11 protein-coding genes are annotated in these 16,641 nt (G+C 74.8%); 4 read left to right on the forward strand and 7 right to left on the reverse strand.

Going from position 1 to position 16,641, the window contains the following annotated elements; all coding sequences use genetic code 11:
• Positions 1-92: 92 nt before the first annotated feature.
• The 6 genes from BLS21_RS05060 to sbnA all read right to left on the reverse strand — a co-directional run bounded on the left by BLS21_RS05060 (position 93) and on the right by sbnA (position 10,907).
• Positions 93-689, reverse strand: coding sequence for an RNA polymerase sigma factor (locus BLS21_RS05060; protein WP_139177018.1), 597 nt, complete (start codon positions 687-689; stop codon positions 93-95).
• Positions 690-974: 285 nt separating this feature from the next.
• Complete coding sequence (locus BLS21_RS05065) at positions 975-1,676, reverse strand: Crp/Fnr family transcriptional regulator (protein WP_175479425.1); 702 nt, start codon at positions 1,674-1,676, stop codon at positions 975-977.
• 236 nt (positions 1,677-1,912) lie between these two features.
• A complete protein-coding gene (locus BLS21_RS05070) occupies positions 1,913-3,424 on the reverse strand; it encodes a carboxylesterase/lipase family protein (RefSeq protein ID WP_091214651.1) in 1,512 nt (503 codons plus the stop codon).
• A gap of 967 nt (positions 3,425-4,391) precedes the next feature.
• The gene (locus BLS21_RS05080; RefSeq protein WP_091214656.1) at positions 4,392-6,911 is read right to left on the reverse strand and encodes a non-ribosomal peptide synthetase; all 2,520 of its coding nucleotides are present in this window, start codon (positions 6,909-6,911) and stop codon (positions 4,392-4,394) included.
• A gap of 14 nt (positions 6,912-6,925) precedes the next feature.
• Positions 6,926-9,790: a Pls/PosA family non-ribosomal peptide synthetase gene (locus BLS21_RS05085; RefSeq protein ID WP_091214658.1), complete on the reverse strand. Its 2,865-nt coding sequence runs from the start codon at positions 9,788-9,790 to the stop codon at positions 6,926-6,928.
• A 79-nt stretch (positions 9,791-9,869) separates the two neighbouring features.
• Positions 9,870-10,907 (reverse strand): 2,3-diaminopropionate biosynthesis protein SbnA, encoded by a 1,038-nt coding sequence (gene sbnA / locus BLS21_RS05090; RefSeq protein WP_091214661.1) that lies wholly within the window; start codon positions 10,905-10,907, stop codon positions 9,870-9,872.
• Between the two features lie 495 nt (positions 10,908-11,402).
• Here sbnA and BLS21_RS05095 point away from each other — a divergent pair, with 495 nt between their 5' ends.
• The 4 genes from BLS21_RS05095 (at position 11,403) to BLS21_RS05105 (ending at position 14,672) form a co-directional block, all read left to right on the forward strand.
• Positions 11,403-11,660 carry a hypothetical protein gene (locus tag BLS21_RS05095; RefSeq protein ID WP_091214664.1) on the forward strand — a complete coding sequence of 86 codons (258 nt, stop codon included), beginning with the start codon at positions 11,403-11,405 and terminating at the stop codon, positions 11,658-11,660.
• A gap of 300 nt (positions 11,661-11,960) precedes the next feature.
• Positions 11,961-12,158: a hypothetical protein gene (locus BLS21_RS25005; protein WP_175479426.1), complete on the forward strand. Its 198-nt coding sequence runs from the start codon at positions 11,961-11,963 to the stop codon at positions 12,156-12,158.
• Entirely contained in the window at positions 12,124-12,861 is a 738-nt protein-coding gene (locus BLS21_RS05100) for a PqqD family protein (RefSeq protein ID WP_175479427.1), read from the forward strand. The genes BLS21_RS25005 and BLS21_RS05100 overlap by 35 nt, the downstream gene beginning before the upstream one ends.
• On the forward strand, positions 12,858-14,672 hold the full coding sequence (locus BLS21_RS05105) for an asparagine synthase-related protein (RefSeq protein ID WP_091214669.1): 1,815 nt from the start codon (positions 12,858-12,860) through the stop codon (positions 14,670-14,672). The genes BLS21_RS05100 and BLS21_RS05105 overlap by 4 nt, the downstream gene beginning before the upstream one ends.
• Before the next feature lie 693 nt (positions 14,673-15,365).
• Here the strand turns inward: BLS21_RS05105 and BLS21_RS05110 are convergent.
• Positions 15,366-16,463: an Hsp70 family protein gene (locus BLS21_RS05110; protein ID WP_091214672.1), complete on the reverse strand. Its 1,098-nt coding sequence runs from the start codon at positions 16,461-16,463 to the stop codon at positions 15,366-15,368.
• Positions 16,464-16,641 lie beyond the last annotated feature (178 nt).

Consider the following 16,641-nt stretch of genomic DNA (forward strand, 5'->3'; position numbering starts at 1 on the left):
ATCGGCGCGCTGTCCCCGCGGTGGGTGCCCCTGCGAAGCGACACGGCCCGACCAGGGCACCGCCCCCCAACGGCGACGGCGGGCCGACCGGCTCAGGCGACGGCCGGACCCAGGCCGCGGTCGGCGAGCTTGCTCCGGAGGCGGGACAGTGCGCGTGCCCGCGTCGGGCCGATGCTGCCGACGGGCATGGCGCACCTGGCGGCGACGTCGTTGTACGAGTCCAGCTCGTCCCGGAAGAGTGCGACGAGCAGACGCTGCTGCCGCGGCGGGAGTTCGGCCACGGCGGCCCACAGGTCCCGTGCCTCGTCGCGGTCGATGACGTCCTCCTCCGGACCGGCCGTGGCATCCGGCGTCTCGTCGACCATGGGCAGCGGGCGCAGCCGAGCGGACCGGCGCAGGAGCGCCAAGGACTCCCGCGACGCGGTGACCGCGAGCCATCCCGCCAGCCGCTCGGGGTCGCGGATGGTCCGCACGTTCTGGAGCAGGCGCAGCCAGGTCGTCTGCGCCACGTCGTGGACGTCCGCCGTCTGGAGGCGGAACGACGCGGCAACGGACCGGACGAGGCCGTCGTACTCGTCGATCAGTCGTCTCCAGGCCGACTGGTCGCCCGCCGCCACCTGTGCGAGCAACGTGGCGTTGTCGCATCCGCGGGCGGCGTGCGCAGTCGTGCGGCAGAGCTGTGTGGCCATCACGCAGCAGTCCCGTTCTCGACGGATCCGCACGATGCGGGGCGATCAGCGGATCGTTGGGTGGGTGAACAGCCTGGGCGCAGTTCCGCCGGCCTCCCACGACCGATCGGGTGACCGTCGTGGTGGTCGTGGCGCTGCACCGGGTCCGGCTGCGGGGAGGACGCTATGGCCGGGGCCTGCGCCGGGCTGCCAGCCCGCGGACACGCCGGCTGTCATCCGGATGACAGGCACGTCGGTGCCGCCCGGGCACCGGACGCCGCCTCGGCCACGACGGGCCCGGGTGCGTCACATGCCGGCGCGGCGGCGCAGCGCGGAGGGGTCACGGAGGACGATCACGCGGCCGTCCACCGAGATCAGGCCCCGGGCCGCGAAGAGCTGCAGGATCCGGTTGACCGCGGGTCGGGTCGCTCCCACCATCGCGGCGATGTCGGACTGCGACAGCCCGACGTCGAGCACCGTGTGCTGGTCGTCCCGCGCATGGCGCTGTGCGAGCTGGAGCAGGACCTTCGCGACACGGCCTGCGAGGTCGAGGAAGACGAGGCCGCCGGTCTGCTCGGTCAGCCGGCGGACCAGCTGCCCGAGCGAGCGGAGGACGGCGTCGAGGACCGCCGGATGGGCGGCCATCGTCTCCAGCACCGCCGCCCGCGTGAGCATCAACACGGTCGTCGGCTCGACGGCGATGACCGATGCCGAGCGCGGTGAACCGTCGAGGATGGCGAGCTCGCCGACGGTCTCGTGCCGGCCCAGGGTGACGAGCACGATCTCGTCGCCCTGCTCCGACGTCAGCACGACCTTGACCAGGCCCGTGCAGACCACGACCAGGTGGTCTCCGGGATCACCCTGGTACCAGAGGTACTGCCCCCGGCCGTAGGTCCGCTGCCTGCTGCCCGCGGCCAGATCGAGCAGTGAGCGCCGGTCGAGCGCGCCGAAGACCTGCGTCGACCCGAGCACCTCCGCCGCCTGGTCGAGGCTGAGGTGCGGCCTCACGACGCGATCTCCGGCCCCGGGGACGGCCCGTCCACCGGAGCACGGTACTGCCGATCCGGGGTCGCGGACCCGCCCTCGACTCACGCACGGTGAGGGATCTGCCACCGGGACGTGGCTGGACGAGGTCGCCCGTGCCGCGTCCGGAGCATCGTCCGAGGCCGACCCGTCGGCGCCCGGCGGCATCGCGCGGACGACCCGCGCACCCGCCGGGTGACCGATGTCCCGGGTCGGTACACCTAGCGGATCCCGTCCCAGAGCGCGCGCTCGGAACCCCTCGGGTCGTCGACCACCCGTACCTGCTCACCGAAGACCTGCACCGGCCGGCGCCGGGTCTCGTAGGGCGCCCAGCCGGGGTCGCCGTCGGTGACGAAGCGGACCCACGCGCCGTGCATCGCGTCGGCCAGCTCCTGCGGGGCGGCGTCGCCCATCAGCGCGCCGTGCGCCTCGTGTTCCAGCGTGTCGAAGGTGAAGCCGAGCTCGAGGGCGTGGCAGGCGCCGAGCCGACCACCGAACTGCGGCGAGGGCCAGGAGAACTCGTACACCCAGGCCCGCCCGCCGGCGGCCCCGCCCTGCTGGGTCACCGCCTCGGCCAGCCGGATCGCCGGCAGCCGGAAGTACCAGTCGGTGGCGATGTCGGCCAGCAGGTCCCCCGGCGTCCCCCTGGGGCGAGCCGCGCGGTAGACCTCGAGCGCCCGGTCGGCCGGCAGCCCGTACCCGGCGACGGTCAGGTGCAGCACCTGGTCGGTCACCAGGTCGACGACCCCGTTGGGCACCAGGAACAGCCGCTGCTCGTCGCGGTTGGCGCCCACGAGGACGGCGACGTCGCGGGCCGACCCGTCCGCGACGGCCCGGATCGGGAGGTCGGGCAGCAGGTCGCCGTCGACCACCGGCTCGAAGGCCAGGAGGTTGACCGCGACCTCGCCGAAGCGGCCGGGGTCGGGCATGACCGCGACCTCCCGGGCCAGCCCCTGCTGGGCGGCGATCAGCTCTCCGACGGGGACGGCGGCCAGCGCCTCCCGCGTGGCCGGCACGTCCAGCCGCTCGGCGACGTAGCCGCCGATCCTGGTCGCCGTGGCCGCGGTCAGCGCGTGGTGGCCGGCGCCGCTCTGCGCCACGGCCTGGTGGAACAACCCGCGCGCCGAGGGCATCGCCAGCAGGGAGCCCACGCTCATCGCGCCGGCCGACTCACCGCCGATCGTGACCCTGGCCGGGTCGCCGCCGAAGGCCGCGATGTTCTCCTGCACCCAGCGCAGCGCGGCCACCTGGTCGAGCAGGCCGCGGTTGGCCGGACCGTCGTCGGCGAAGTGCAGGAAGCCGTCGACGCCGAGCCGGTAGTTGATCGTCACGCACACGACGCCGTCGCGGGCGAAGGCCGTGCCGTCGTAGACCGGGACCGCGCCCGACCCGTTGACGAAGGCGCCGCCGTGGATCCACACGAACACCGGCAGCCCGGACGCGCCCGGGTCCGGGGTCCAGACGTTGAGGTTGAGGCAGTCCTCGCCGGGGATCTGCGGCTCCGGCAGCAGGACGTCGTACGGCGGCGCGTAGGGCGGCTTGGGCACCGTCGGTCCGTACTCGGTGGCCGACCGGACCCCGTCCCAGCGCTCGGGTCGCTGGGGCGCGGCGAACCGCCGGGGGCCGAAGGGCGGGGCCGCGTAGGGGATGCCGAGGAACGCGTGCACGCCGTCGAGGGTGGTGCCGCGCACCGCGCCGCCGGAGGTCTGGACCGTCGGTGTCGTCGCCGTCACAGCGCGGACGTTAGCCCCCGTCGAGTGCGCACCGGGGAACCGCCCGGCGGCCCGGCCACGACGTCCTCCCCGCCTGCAGGACGGGCGTTGTCGCGTGCTCGTCCCGTCCTCGCCGCCGTTCTGGCTGCTGCTGGTGGCGCCGGTCTCGTCTCCCCGGTCACGGCGCTGGCCGAGGAGGTCGGCGGGACCGCCCACCTGACCGACCGGGTGCTCCTCCGCCTGGGCACCACGGGCACCGGGCTCGTCCTCGGTGCATCCGTCGTGTCGTTCGCCCCGTGCCGGTCATCCCGGAGGCTTCCGCGTCACGCGCTCCGACGAGAGCGGCGGGAGGGCATCCCGACCGACCTGGAGTCGGTCCGCAACCGGGTCCGCGGGGACTGGTTCGCGTAACCGGTCGGGAGCGTGGTGCACCGCTGCGTCTGGACCACCGGGCGGCTCCACGGGTCGGACTCCGGAGCCATGTGCACGTAGACGATGCTGTCTGCAGGGTCGTAGGTGTTCATCACGATCCCCTCCCGGTCTGTACGGCTCTCGGGTGGACGAGGCCGGCGGTGGCCTGTGGTGCTCCTGGGACGAGGATCGCCGGGCCCGGACCCACCTGACATGGCGCTGACCCCCGCCCTGCCGCGAGGAGCCCCCGTTCTCCAGCGGGGGGAGACCCCCCGGCGACGAGGGGGCTGACGCCTCGCGCGTCGCCGGCCGCGCCAGGCGACCGTCCGCGGCGCGGTCGGCTCATCCGCTGGACGTCACCGACGGTGGATGGGTGCCACGAGCTCCACGGGAGGGCTGCACCGGGCCACCTCGGGGCACAGCGGGATGCCGTGGCTCCGTTCCAGTCGGCTGACGACGTCCTCGAACTCCGACGACACCAGGGCCGGGCAGTCGCCCTCGGGCCGAGGCTCGTCACCGGTCATCCCGGACCTGCACCAGGGTGCGTCACGACGACCCGCCCGGGCGGGGGACGACGTCACGCCGTCCCTCCCGTGTCCCGGGAGGCGATCGGGTCGGGAACCGGTCGTGTGCCGGTCCGTTCGTCGACCAGCGCGGCCAGGTCGGCGAGGACCGGGTGGCCGACGAGGTCCTTGAGCGTGACGGCACGGTCCAGCGCCACCGCGAGCTTCACGGCCGACAGCGACGTGCCGCCGCGGTCGAAGAAGGAGTCCCGCCGGCCGATCCGGTCGGCCGGGATGCCGAGCACCTGCGCCCAGGCGGCGGCCACGCGCTGCTCGGTCGGCGTGCGCAGCGCCGCGGGGTCCGCCTCGGTCGGGGCGAGCTCGCCGGCCAGCGCGGTGAGCGCCTTGGTGTCGATCTTGCCGTTGGGCGTCAGCGGCAGGGATGCCTGCCAGTGGCAGGTCCGCGGCACCATGTAGCCCGGCAGCGTCGCGGCCAGCCGGGTGCGCAGCGCGTCCGCCTCGATCGGCCGGGGAGCGGCGTAGAAGGCGACCAGGTGCCGGCTGCGGTCGGGGCCCTCGGCGACGACGACCGCGCCGTCGCGCACGCCGGGCACGCGCAGCAGGGTGTTCTCGATCTCGCCGATCTCGATCCGGAAGCCGGAGATCTTCACCTGGCTGTCCCGCCGGCCGAGGAACTCCAGCTCGCCGCCGGGCAGCCAGCGCCCGGAGTCGCCGCTGCGGTAGAGCCGCCGGCCCGGACGGTACGGGTCGGGCACGAAGGCGGCCGCGGTCCGCTCGGGGTCGTTGACGTAGCCGCGGCCGACGCAGACGCCGGAGAAGACGATCTCCCCGGGCGCGCCCAGGGGCACCGGCACCAGGTGCTCGTCGACCACCCGCACCTCGACATTGGCGATCGGCCGGCCCAGCGGCACCCGGTCGGTGTCGGGCACCGACCGCAGCACCGCGTGGTTGGTGTCGTCGGAGGTCTCGGTCAGCCCGTAGGCGTTGACCAGCGCGATGTCCGGCTGCGCGGCGAACCAGCGCTGCACGAGCTCCTTCTTCAGCGCCTCCCCGGTGACCGACACGCAGCGCAGGTCCGGCAGCGCACGGGGGTGCGCCTCCAGGTAGGTCAGCACGACCTCGAGGTAGGACGGCACCACCTGCAGGACGCCGACCCGGCCCTCGACGATCCGGTCGACGAAGCGCTCGGCGTCGAGGACCACCTCCTGCGGGACGATCAGGGTCCGCCCGCCGGCCAGCAACGCGGAGACCAGCTGCCACAGCGAGATGTCGAAGCACTGCGGGGCGACCTGGGCGACGGTCAGCCCCTCGCCGATCCGGAGGTCGTCGATCTTGGCGACGAGGTGGTTGAGCATGCCCGCGTGCTCGCACATCGCGCCCTTGGGCTCGCCGGTCGAGCCGGAGGTGAAGTAGACGTAGGCGAGCTGGTCGGGGGCGACCGCGATGCCGAGGTCCCCGTCGGGGTGGCCCTCCTGCACGGCCGCGCCGACCCGCAGCACCTCGACGTCGGGCAGCTCCTCGAGGGCCGCGTCGAGGGAGGCGGTGCTGCCCGGCTCGGTGAGCACCAGCCGGCACTCCGCGCGGGAGAGGGTCCGGGCGATCCGGTCGGCCGGGAAGTGCGGCTCGACCGGCAGGTACGCGCCGCCGGCCTTGAACACGGCCAGCACGGCGGTCAGCCAGTCCAGGTCGCGCTCGGTGACCACCGCGACGACGTCCTCGGGCTGCAGGCCCCGGGCCAGCAGGGCGCGGGCGACCTGGTTGGCGCGGCCGTCGAGCTCGCCGTAGGTCAGCTCCTCGTCCTCGTGCACGGCCGCGACGTCGTCCGGGCGCAGCCGCACCTGCTCCTCGAACAGCTCGTGCACCGCGCGGCCGGGGAGCTCGCGGTGCCGCCCGGCCAGTCCGTCGAGCTGGAACCGCAGCTCGGCCGCGGAGAGCAGGCCCGCCGCTCCGGGCTCGGCGTCGGGGTCGGAGGCGAGCGATGACAGCGCCGCACGGTGGTACCCGGCGATCCGGGCGGCGGCGCCGGCGTCGAGGACGTCCTCGCGGTACCGCAGCGCCAGGCGTGTCCCGTCCCCGAGGATGCCCACCCGCAGGACGGCGTCCCCGCCGAGGTCGCCCTCGGCGCCGAGGTCGATGACCACGTCGGGCACCGGACCGGTCAGGTCCAGCTCCTGTCGCAGGTCGTCCGGCGGGACGCCCCGGTGCACCCGCAGCCCGGCCTCGACCTCGGCCACGTGGCGCACCAGCCGCCGCCACGACCCGGCGTCGCTCGACAGCCGGCACGGCACCGGGTCGTCCCCGGTGCGGGTCACCACACCGGTGACGACGTCGGCCTCCCCGGACAGTGCGCCGAGCACCCGGGCGTGCGCGGCCAGGAACAGCGACCGCAGCGGCACCCCCAGCTCGCCGGCCCGGCGGCGCAGCCCGACCGCGAGGCTGCCGGGGAGGGTCGTGTCGAGCCGGGCGACGCCCGGTCGAGGGTCGCGGGTCCACCGTGGGATCGCGGTCGAGCCGCCGGCGGGGAACACTCCGCGCCGGGAGGCCGGGCCGGCCTCGGTCGGTGCCGTGGTCATCGGGTGGGTCTCCCTCACTGCAGGGCCCGGGTCAGGGCTCGGGCGGCCGCAGGATGCGGTCCGCCGGACGAGGACACGGGGGTCGGGGCACCGGTCCGCGGCGGCGGCGCGGTGGGGCGATCGGCGCGGGCCGGCGGGGCGACCGGGGTCTCCGGCAGCGCGCGGGCCGGGTTGCCCCCCCAGTGCCCGCCCGGCGGGATCTCCTCGCCCTTCATCAGGAAGGAGTCGGCGGCGAGCACGGCGCCGTCGCCCAGCGTCACGCCGTAGTGGGTCCAGGCCGACGGGCCCAGGGTGACGCCCGATCCCAGGGTGATGGTGTCGGACTTGAAGGCGCCGTCCTCCTGCGAGTGCGCCTGCAGCCAGGTCAGCGCGTTGAGGGTGCAGTCGTCGCCGATGGTGACCAGCGTCCGCTCCGGGATGTCGGCCCCGTCGTCGAACAGCCGGCGACCGACGCGGACCCCCACCAGCCGCCACATGAAGCCCTTCATCGGCGTGCCGTTGAAGAGGGCGGGGTTCCACATCAGCTTCCAGTAGCGCTCGTGCCACCAGAAGTACGGGTCGTAGATCGAGCAGAACTGCGGTCGCAACCGGCCGAACCGCAGGTTCGCCCGCTCCACGAGGACGCCGAGGACGACGGTGAACAGGAGGGCGCCGACCTCCGCCGTGAAGATCGACACCGCACCCATGCTGTGGTGCAGCTGCGCAGCGGCGAGCCCGATCAGCGTGATCCCGAGGTAGGAACTCCACCGGAGCAGCAGGAACAGCCCCATCGTCCGCAGGTTGTAGCGGTTCTTGGCGGCCAGCCGGCCCGGCAGTTCCTCGGCGCTGCTGTGGTGGTCGAAGGTGCTGTCCCGCTCGACCGACCGGGGGATCTCGAAGGCCGGCGACCCGAGCAGCCCGACGTTCTCGCGTACCGGTCCCTCGATCGGGAGCTGCACCTTGGTCGCGAGCAGGCAGTTCTCCCCCATCCGGGACTGCGGCGGGTAGATGATGCCGTTGCCGAGGAAGCTGCGCGGCGCGATCGACGCCCGGGAGACGCGGAAGGACGTCGCCGAGAAGTCGGCGTTCACGACGGTCAGCCCGTCGGCGACCATCGTCCCGGTGCCGACGGTGACGTGGTAGGGGCTCTCGTGGGTCACGTTGGTGCCGAAGTTCGACCCCGTCTGCACGACCTCGGACAGGTCGTACCCGATCCACCGCAGGTAGTGCACGATGTAGGAGCTGTCGCCGAGCAGACCGGTCAGGAACTTGCGGTTGGTCAGCCGCGAGATCCCCCTGTGCAGCGCCCAGTGGAAGCCGTACAGCGGGTAGACCCGGTCCGGCCTGATCCCGAGGTCGAGCACGCGGGGGACCGTCGTCGCGGCCAGCAGGCCGAGGAGCAGCCCGCCGGCGAACAGGACGGCGGAGATCCCCGCGGCGTGGAGGTAGAACGACGGGTCCGTGAACGCGAGCGGACCGGCGTCGAGCAGCGTGCCGATCCCCGGCCACAGGACCAGCAGCACGGAGATGCCGCCGATGCCGAGCGGCAGGGTCACCAGGACGACGGACAGCACCTGCATCAGCGAGTAGACGGCCCGCCTGCGGGTGCCGCACGGAGCCGGCGGCAGCACGCTGTAGTCGACCTCGGTCGGCTGCGCCGGGTTCCCGTGCCAGTGCTCGCCGGCGGGCACGGTCTGGCCGCGCTGCAGCGTGGAACGCAGGCCCAGCTGGGCGCCGTCGCCGATGCAGGTGTCGATGTCCAGCACCGTCGCCTCGCCGACCAGCACGTCCCGGCCGATGGTGACCGGACCGGTCTGGATGAGCCCGGCGTGCGCCCGGTAGCAGGGGAACGCCGACTCCCGGCGGATGACCGTGTCGTCCCCGATCGTGAGCAGGTCGGTGGCGACGGGCACCTGCTTGGCGAGGATCGTGACGCCGCGCCCGATCCTCGCGCCGAGGGCCCGCAGGTACAGCACGTGCAGCGGTGAGCCGCCGAAGAACAGCAGCAGCGGACTGCTGCGGACGAGCGTCTTGACCACCCAGAAGCGGACGTACGCCAGGCTCCAGACGGGGAAGTCCTGCGGCCTCCACCGGCCGATCAGCACCCACTTCGCGACGACCGGGGTGATCGCCGTGCCGCCGAGGGTCATGGCGCCGAACGCGACCGCCCGCAGGTACTGGGAGACCAGGTCCCCGCCCCCGGAGATCCAGTCGACGCCGAGGTCGGCGACGACCGCGGCGGCGTACAGGTACCCGAGGAAGACCAGGACCTGCAGCGACCCGACCAGGCCGCAGCGGAGCGTGCTCGCCGGTGCCGCGGCGACCGGCGCCGCGGCCGGGGCCGGGGCCGGCGGGGGTGCGCCGAGCACCGTCGCCAGGCCGCGGACCGTCGGGTGGGCATAGACGTCCCGCATCGAGACGGAGGGCAGGTCGGGCCGCTTGCGGACGCGGGCGCAGAACCGGGCCATCACCATGGAGTCGGCGCCGAGGTCGTCGAACACGTGGCTGTCGACCGGCACCGAGTCCACGTGCAGGACCTCGGCCAGGACGGCGGCCAGCTCGGTCTCGACCGGTGCGCCGGTCGGGGGCCTCGGAGCCGGCACCGGCGCGAGGGCCGTCGCCAGCCCGGAGACGGTCGGGTGCTGGTAGACGTCCCTCATCGAGACCGCGGGCAGGTCCGGGCGCTTCCTGACCCGGGCGCAGAAGCGCGCCATCACCATCGAGTCGGCGCCCAGGTCCTCGAAGAAGTGGCTGTCCGCGGGCACCCGCTCGACGCCCAGCAGGTCGGCCAGCAGCCCGGCCAGGACGGCCTGGACGTCCCCGGTCGTGGCGGCCTGCGCGTCGTGGACGGCCGGGACCGCTGCAGGGGCGGCCGTCCGGACCTCGATCGGGCGTCCCACGTGCTGAGCTCCTTGCGTCGGTGGAGGAGAGGTCCGGGCACGTGCCCGGGGGTGTGCCGTCACCCGTGCCGCTGCCGTCTCACCGCAGGGCGGACAGGGCGGGCGACGGGGACTCAGGCTGCCGCGGCCGGGGCACTGCCCGCTCGACCGCGGCTCCCTCGTCGGGACGGAGCGCGTCCTCGCCGAAGAGGTCCTGGACCCAGGTGCGCTGGTAGACGGTGTCGAGGTACCGCTCACCGAGGTCCGGCGCGATGGTGACCGCCGTGAGGCCCTCCGCGTCGTGGCGGGTCAGCCAGTCCACCGCGCCGCTGACCGCGGTCCCGGTCGAGCCGCCGAAGAGGAAGCCGCGCCGGGCCAGCTGGTGGCAGGTCCGGATGGTGTCGGCCTCCTCGACCCAGACGACGTCGTCGACGACGGACTCGTCGAGCATCGGGGGGCGCACCCCCATGCCCAGGCCGGGGATCATCCGGCGGGCCGGCGGCGCACCGAAGGAGACCGAGCCCACCGCGTCGACGGCGACGACGCGCACCGAGGGACGGTGGTCGGAGAACCACCGGGCGCAGCCCATCAGGGTGCCGGTCGTGCCCGCTCCGACGAACAGGACGTCCAGCTCCGGGAACTGGCGGGCGATCGCGGGCGCCGTCGTCTCGTAGTGGGCTCCCCAGTTCCCCACGTTGTCGTACTGGTTGAGCCAGACGTACCGGTCGTCGGAGGCGCACAGTGCCTGCACGTACTCGATGCGCGCCCCGAGGAGGCCGGTGACCGGGTGGGGCTCGGTGATGATGTGCACCTCGGCCCCCAGCGCTTCCATCAGCAGCCTGGTCGACAGGTTGCACCGGGAGTCGGTCACGCACCGGAACCCGTAGCCCTTGCTGGCCGCGATCATGCTCAGGGCCACGCCCAGGTTGCCCGAGGAGGACTCCACCAGGACCGATCCGGGCCGCAACAGGCCGCGGCGTTCGGCGAGCTCCACCATCCGGGTGGCAGCCTTCACCTTGACCGACCCGGCGAAGTTGAAGCCCTCGCACTTGAGGAACAGCGATCGCCCGACGACCGGGTGCAGGTCGACGTACAGGTCCTCTTCGTTGAACTCGTGCGGAGCGGAGATGACGGGCACGTCGGTCCCCCTGCTGTGCTGGCGCGGTGACGCGCGGGGTGTGGGATCCGGGAGAGGGAGCAGCTGCCTGGCCCTCGCAGAGAGACTGCGGCGGCACGGACGGGGGATCGATCGGGCTCTCCCGAGAACCGGCGGCCTCCGCCCCCCGTCCCGGGTGGGGCAGACCCCACCGGGGATCCCCACCACCGCGGCCGGACGCCTGCTCAGCGCCGGTCACCGCGCCGGCAGCACCTCGGGCCGGCTGGTCGCGAGCAGGCCGGGCGGTCGGTGGACGGCGGCCGGACTCGTGCGCCGCACGGACGGGGACCCCGGAAACCGACCGGGCGCCCCTCGGGGGCCCGGCTCCCCCCTCGTGACGGGGGCTGCCCCCACGCCAGGACGGGGGTCGGCTCGATGGTCCGGGCCCAGGGAGCCCGGCACCCTCAGGACAGCAGGACGACACGGGGACCACGTCCCCCGTTCGACCGGCCCGGCACTCGGACCCTGGAGACCCCCATGACCGCGCTGGCTCCCAGCCCCGCCGACGACCTCCGCCCCGACTTCGTGCAAGCAGGTGCCGACCTCGTCGCCGCCCGGCTCGCACAGCAGGCCAAGGACACGCCCGCTCACCGCGCCGCCGTCGAACGGCAACGCGCCCGGGTCGACGCCGTGCTGGACCTCTACCTGGAACTGTCGGACCCCCGGTGCTGGGACGTCGGCCACCGGGTCGCGTCGAGCCCGATCGGCGTCCCGGCTCCCCGGTCGCTCCCGTAGGCCGCCTCTCCCCCGGGCACGACCGTCGCCCCCGTCGGCGACGTCCCCGTCCTTACGGTGCCGGGCGCTGCACCGGCGCCCACGTCCCCCTACCAGGGGGTGGGGTCTCCCCCACCCCCTGGTAGGGGCCGCCCTCTTCCCTGCCCGCCCCCGCCGTCGGGACGATGGTCCCGTGGCCTGTGACCTCGCCCGCCGAGCCAGGGCCGGGCGTGGACATCCCTGGTCCCAGTTCCCCCGATGACGGGAGGCCCGCCGCCTCGTCGACAGGACCGACCGCCCCATCCCCACCAGGAGGCCCCCGTGCCCGTCACCGATGTTCCTCTGGACGGCCCTGACCGGTCGGTTGCCCTCGACGAGCGCACCGAACGGGACGCTCCCGAGCGGCGGGAGTACTCCCGGCCGCGGGCCTTCTCCGTCGGCCCCGCGACCAAGCTGGTCCGCGGGGGCATCTACGGCAAGGCCCATGACGGTTACACCGGCTACTACCTGGAGCCCTGAGCTCGCCCGCGGGGCCATACAGCTCCGCCCCGACCTGCTGCTCGTACGGGCTCCGGACGGCAGCGGCAGGCTCCTGGACCTCGCGGGCTCGTTCCACGCGGTCGACCCGATCGCCGCGGAGCTCCTGGTCGGCCTGTCGCGCGGTGGCCGCACCGAGGCGGTGCGTGCCACCGCCCGTCGGTACCGGGTCCCCGAGCAGCAGGTCGCCGCCGACCTCGACGCCCTCCTCACGGAACTGCCCCCGGGCATCGGTACCGGGGGCGCGGCCCGGCGCGGCGGGCGGGTCGATCCGCTCGTCGTCGCCGTGCTGTCCCTCCTGCGCCGGGTGGGGCACCCACGCCTGAGGACCTGGCTCCTGCTGGCGGCTGCGCGGGTCTGCTTCGCCACGGCGGGGTGGTCCCGCACCCTCCGGTGGTGGACCTCCCTGCCGCTCCGGGGCCGTCCGGGCGGAGGCTCCGCGGCCGAGATCGACCGACGGGTGCGCCGCTCGGCCACCGGCAGCGTCCTCGGCCACACGTGCAAGGAACGGGCCGTGGTCTGTCTGGCAGAGGCACGGACCGCGGGGTTGCCGGCTGCCGTGGTGCTCGGTCTGAGCTGTTACCCGTTGGCCACCCACACCTGGTGCCTCTCGGACGACGACGTCGTCCTCGGCGACCTCCCCGACCTCTGCGACGCGTTCCAGCCCGTGGCCCGCTACCGATGAGCGGCGGCGTGCTGGTCGCCGCGATCGGTCCGACCGGCGCCGCCCTGACGGCCACGGGCAGGCACGTCACGAGCTGCAGCGGCGACGGGGTCACGGTGGCGCTGCTGGGTGAACTGCACTACCGCGCGGACCTCCGGGTGGGGCCGGGCCGGCCCGACGACGCCGAGCGGATCGCGCGGGTCTACCGCCGTGGTGGTCGCACCGCCCTCGCGGCGCTCGAGGGTGACTTCGCGTTCCTGCTGTACGACCGGCCCTCCGGTCGGGTCCTCGCCGTGCGTGACCCCATGGGTGGGCACCGGCTCTACCACGAGCGTCTCGGCGAGCAGGTCGTCATCGCGACCGACCTGGCGACGCTGCACCGGATGCGCGGTCGGCGGGCCGACCTGGACGTCGACCACCTCGCCGGCTACCTCGCCGCCCAGTCCCCGGTCAACGAGCCGGCCGGGACGAGCACGCCCTTCCGAGGCGTCGGGCGGGTCCCGGCCGGGGCGGCGCTCCAGGTCGAGATCCCCGCGTTGACGACGGCCGCTCGTCCGCTGTTCGCTCCGCTGGAGGTCCCTCCCGGCCGGGGCGACACGCTCTCGGCTGCCGCGGCCGACTTCCGCGAGGTGTTCGTCGCCGCGGTGGGGGAACGCGCGGTCGGCGACGTCGCGTGTCACGTCTCCGGCGGGCTGGACTCGTCCGCCGTGCTGCGCTGCGCGGCCGACGCCGCCGCCCGCGGCCGGTGCACGCTGGTGGCCGGGTTGTCGGTCGTGTACCGGGACCTGCGTCTGCTCGCCCGCGAGACGCCGTACGTCGACTCCGCGCTCGGGATCGCGCCCGGCGTGCGGTCGGTGCGACTCGACGGGGACCACCTGCTGGACTTCGACGCCTTCGCCGACCCGCCCGAGCACGACGAGCCGTATCCCGGGCTGTGGCGCATCGCGATGGACCGCGCACTGACCCTCGCGGCGTTCGAGGCCGGTGCCGAGCGGGTCCTCACCGGCATCGGGGCCGACGAGGTGCTCGACACCCACCCCTTCCACCTCGCAGCGGACCTGCGCAGCTGGCGGCTGGCCGGGGCCTGGCGGGAGGCGCGACGCTGGGCGGCAGCGGACAACACCGACCCGTGGACGGTGCTGCGGCCCTACGGGTTCGACCCGCTGCTCGCCCGTCGGCGCCGCCGGGCCCCCGAGGTCCCGGCGTGGGTCCGGCCGGAGTTCGCCCGGCGCACGGCCCTGGCGGAACGCATCGCGGAGCAGGCGGCGTCCGGTGCCGCCTCGCACCCCGTCCCCTCCGTCGGGTCCGCCCTGGCCGGCATCCGCAACCGGACGGGGGACCCGGTCCGGTGGGCGGTGGCACACCCGCTCGGCCTGGTCGTCTCGCACCCCTTCCTCGACCGGCGGGTGCTGCGGGCGGCGTTGCGGGCCGTCGCGGACCTCCGCCCGGAGCCGACGCCGAGCAAGCCGCTGCTGCGCGCCGCGATGGGCGACACGTTGCCCGACCCGATCACGACGCGCCGGCGCAAGGGGCACTTCAACGAGGTCTACTACCGCGGGCTGCTGCGCAACAGGGACCAGCTGGTGGCACTGGTCCGCCACCCCGCGGTCGCCGACCAGGGGATCCTGGACGCCGAGGCCCTGGCGGCCGTCCTCGACCGCGGTGCCGTCGGTGGCCTGCGCGTCCCGGAGCTGCACTCGCTGAACCTCGCGCTGACCCTGGCGCGGTGGCTGCTCCAGGAGGCAGGACGGGGCCCGCACGACGGCGTCCTCCCGTCCCGGCCGGTCGCCGACGACCACCGGGGCACCGGACCGCAGGAGGCCGCCCGGTGACAGCCCCTCCCGGATCCGGGGGGTCCTCCCCCGCCGCGGAACGGGGGCTCGCGCCGGCAGGTGGGGGGTTGGCCGGGTGTCGGGTGCCTCCGGACCCGGCGACGCTGGTCCCAGCGTTCCCGGACCGGAGCCCGGTTCGCGGCCTCCCGGACGAGAGCGGGGACGCCCTCTCCACATCGAGGACCTGCCATGTCCGCTCCCCTGCCCTGCCTGCGCCACTCGCGCACCTGGCTGGCCCACTGCGACGACTGCACCGCGTGGCACCTGTCCCGGCAGCTCGCGCGGCGCGCCGTCCCGCCGGTGGCGGGAGGTGCCGCGCCCCGGGACGACGCCGCCGGGACCGCCGTCGTCGAGACCGCAGTCGTCGAGACCGCAGCCGCCGGGACGGCAGCCGTCGAGAGCTCGCACGAGCAGCAGGAGACCGAGGGCCGCTCCGCCGGCCTGCGCGTCGACTTCCGGCGCGCGTGCGACGAGCGCGCCGAGGCCCGGCACCGGCAGCGGGTCGAGGACACGGCGGCGAGCCGGCTCGCCGTCCAGCAGACCGGCGCCCGGGTCGACGCCGTCCTCGACGCGTACCTCGAGCAGAGCCGCTGCCGCGGCGGCGGTCGGCCCGCGAGCTCGACCGCCGCTGCGGACGTGTCGCCGCCGTCCACGCCGGTGACACGGGACCGGCGGTCCCCCGGACCGGTCCCCTCACGACCGTCCGCGGGGGATCCGCGGGTGGGCAGCGGGGTGGAGGTCGCCCGACGCGGCCGCTCCCAGGGCCACGGCGTGCTGCGGACGGGCGTCGACGCCGAGGGGACGCCCCAGCTCGCGCGAGAGCAGTCGGGCCACCAGGGGGATCCGCGACGAGCCGCCGATCAGCAGCACCGCCGAGAGCACCTCCGGCGAGACCCCCGCCGAGCACAGCGCCCGTCGGAACGCGGTGATGGTCGACTCGACCAGGCCGAGCACCAGCTCCTCGAACTCCTCCCTGGTCAGCCGGACCTCCGGGTGGACCCCCGGCAGGTCCACCGGGATGACCGTCTCGGTGTCGAGGGTCAGCGCCTCCTTGGCGAGGGTGCAGTCCCGGCGCAGGCGGGCGAGGGCGACGGCGGCCCGCGGATCGTCCCGGTCCAGCTCGGAGAGCGCCCCGCCGGTGGCGTCGTCGACGAAGGAGAGGACCGCCTCGTCGAAGGCGGCACCGCCGAGACGCTCGATGCCCTCGGGCGTGCCGAGGACGGCGGTGCTCCGACCGTCCCGGTGCAGCACCGCCGCGTCGAAGGTGCCGCCCCCGAGGTCGTAGACGGCGACGATCTCCTCCGGCGGGGACTGCCGGGTGGTGGCGTGGTAGGCGACGGCGGCCTCCGGCTCCGTGGTGGTCCGCGCGTCGGGGATGCCGGCCAGCTGCGGCACCTCCTCGAACAACCCCTGCCGGAAGGGACCCCAGGTGGCCGGGTGGGTGAGGACCACGAGCTCGGGGTCGAGGCCCTGCTGTGCGGTGACCCGGGCGACCACCTCCTGCAGCAGCGCGGCCAGCAGGTCGGTGGCCGGGTGGGAGGTCCCGCCGAGCACCACCGGCGTCGGGCTCCCGAGCCGGCGCGTGATCTCGGAGGCCACCCGGTCGGGGTCGCTCACGGCGTGCCCCGCGGCCTCGTCGCCAGCGACCAGCGCCCCGTCGTCCCGGACGTAGACGGCCGAGGGCATCACCGGCGATCGGTTCCCGAGCGGGACGACGTCCAGGCGGACGCCGTCCGCGACCGCGGCCGCGGCGGACGTCGTCCCGAGGTCCACCCCGAGGCAGTAACCCACAGCGCCCCCTGGGGAAGGCAGCGGGCAGCGGACTTCCTCGCCGGCCGCAGCGTAACGAGGCCGGTGGACCGTGCGGTCCGTCCTGCGTCGACGCGGGTGCTCCGCGAGCGATCCGTCACCCAGTGGATGCGGGGGTCTACCCCACCTCCGGGATGGGGCGCTCCCCATTCCGGGCACG

Source organism: Geodermatophilus siccatus (genome assembly GCF_900103785.1).
GTDB lineage: Bacteria > Actinomycetota > Actinomycetes > Mycobacteriales > Geodermatophilaceae > Geodermatophilus > Geodermatophilus siccatus.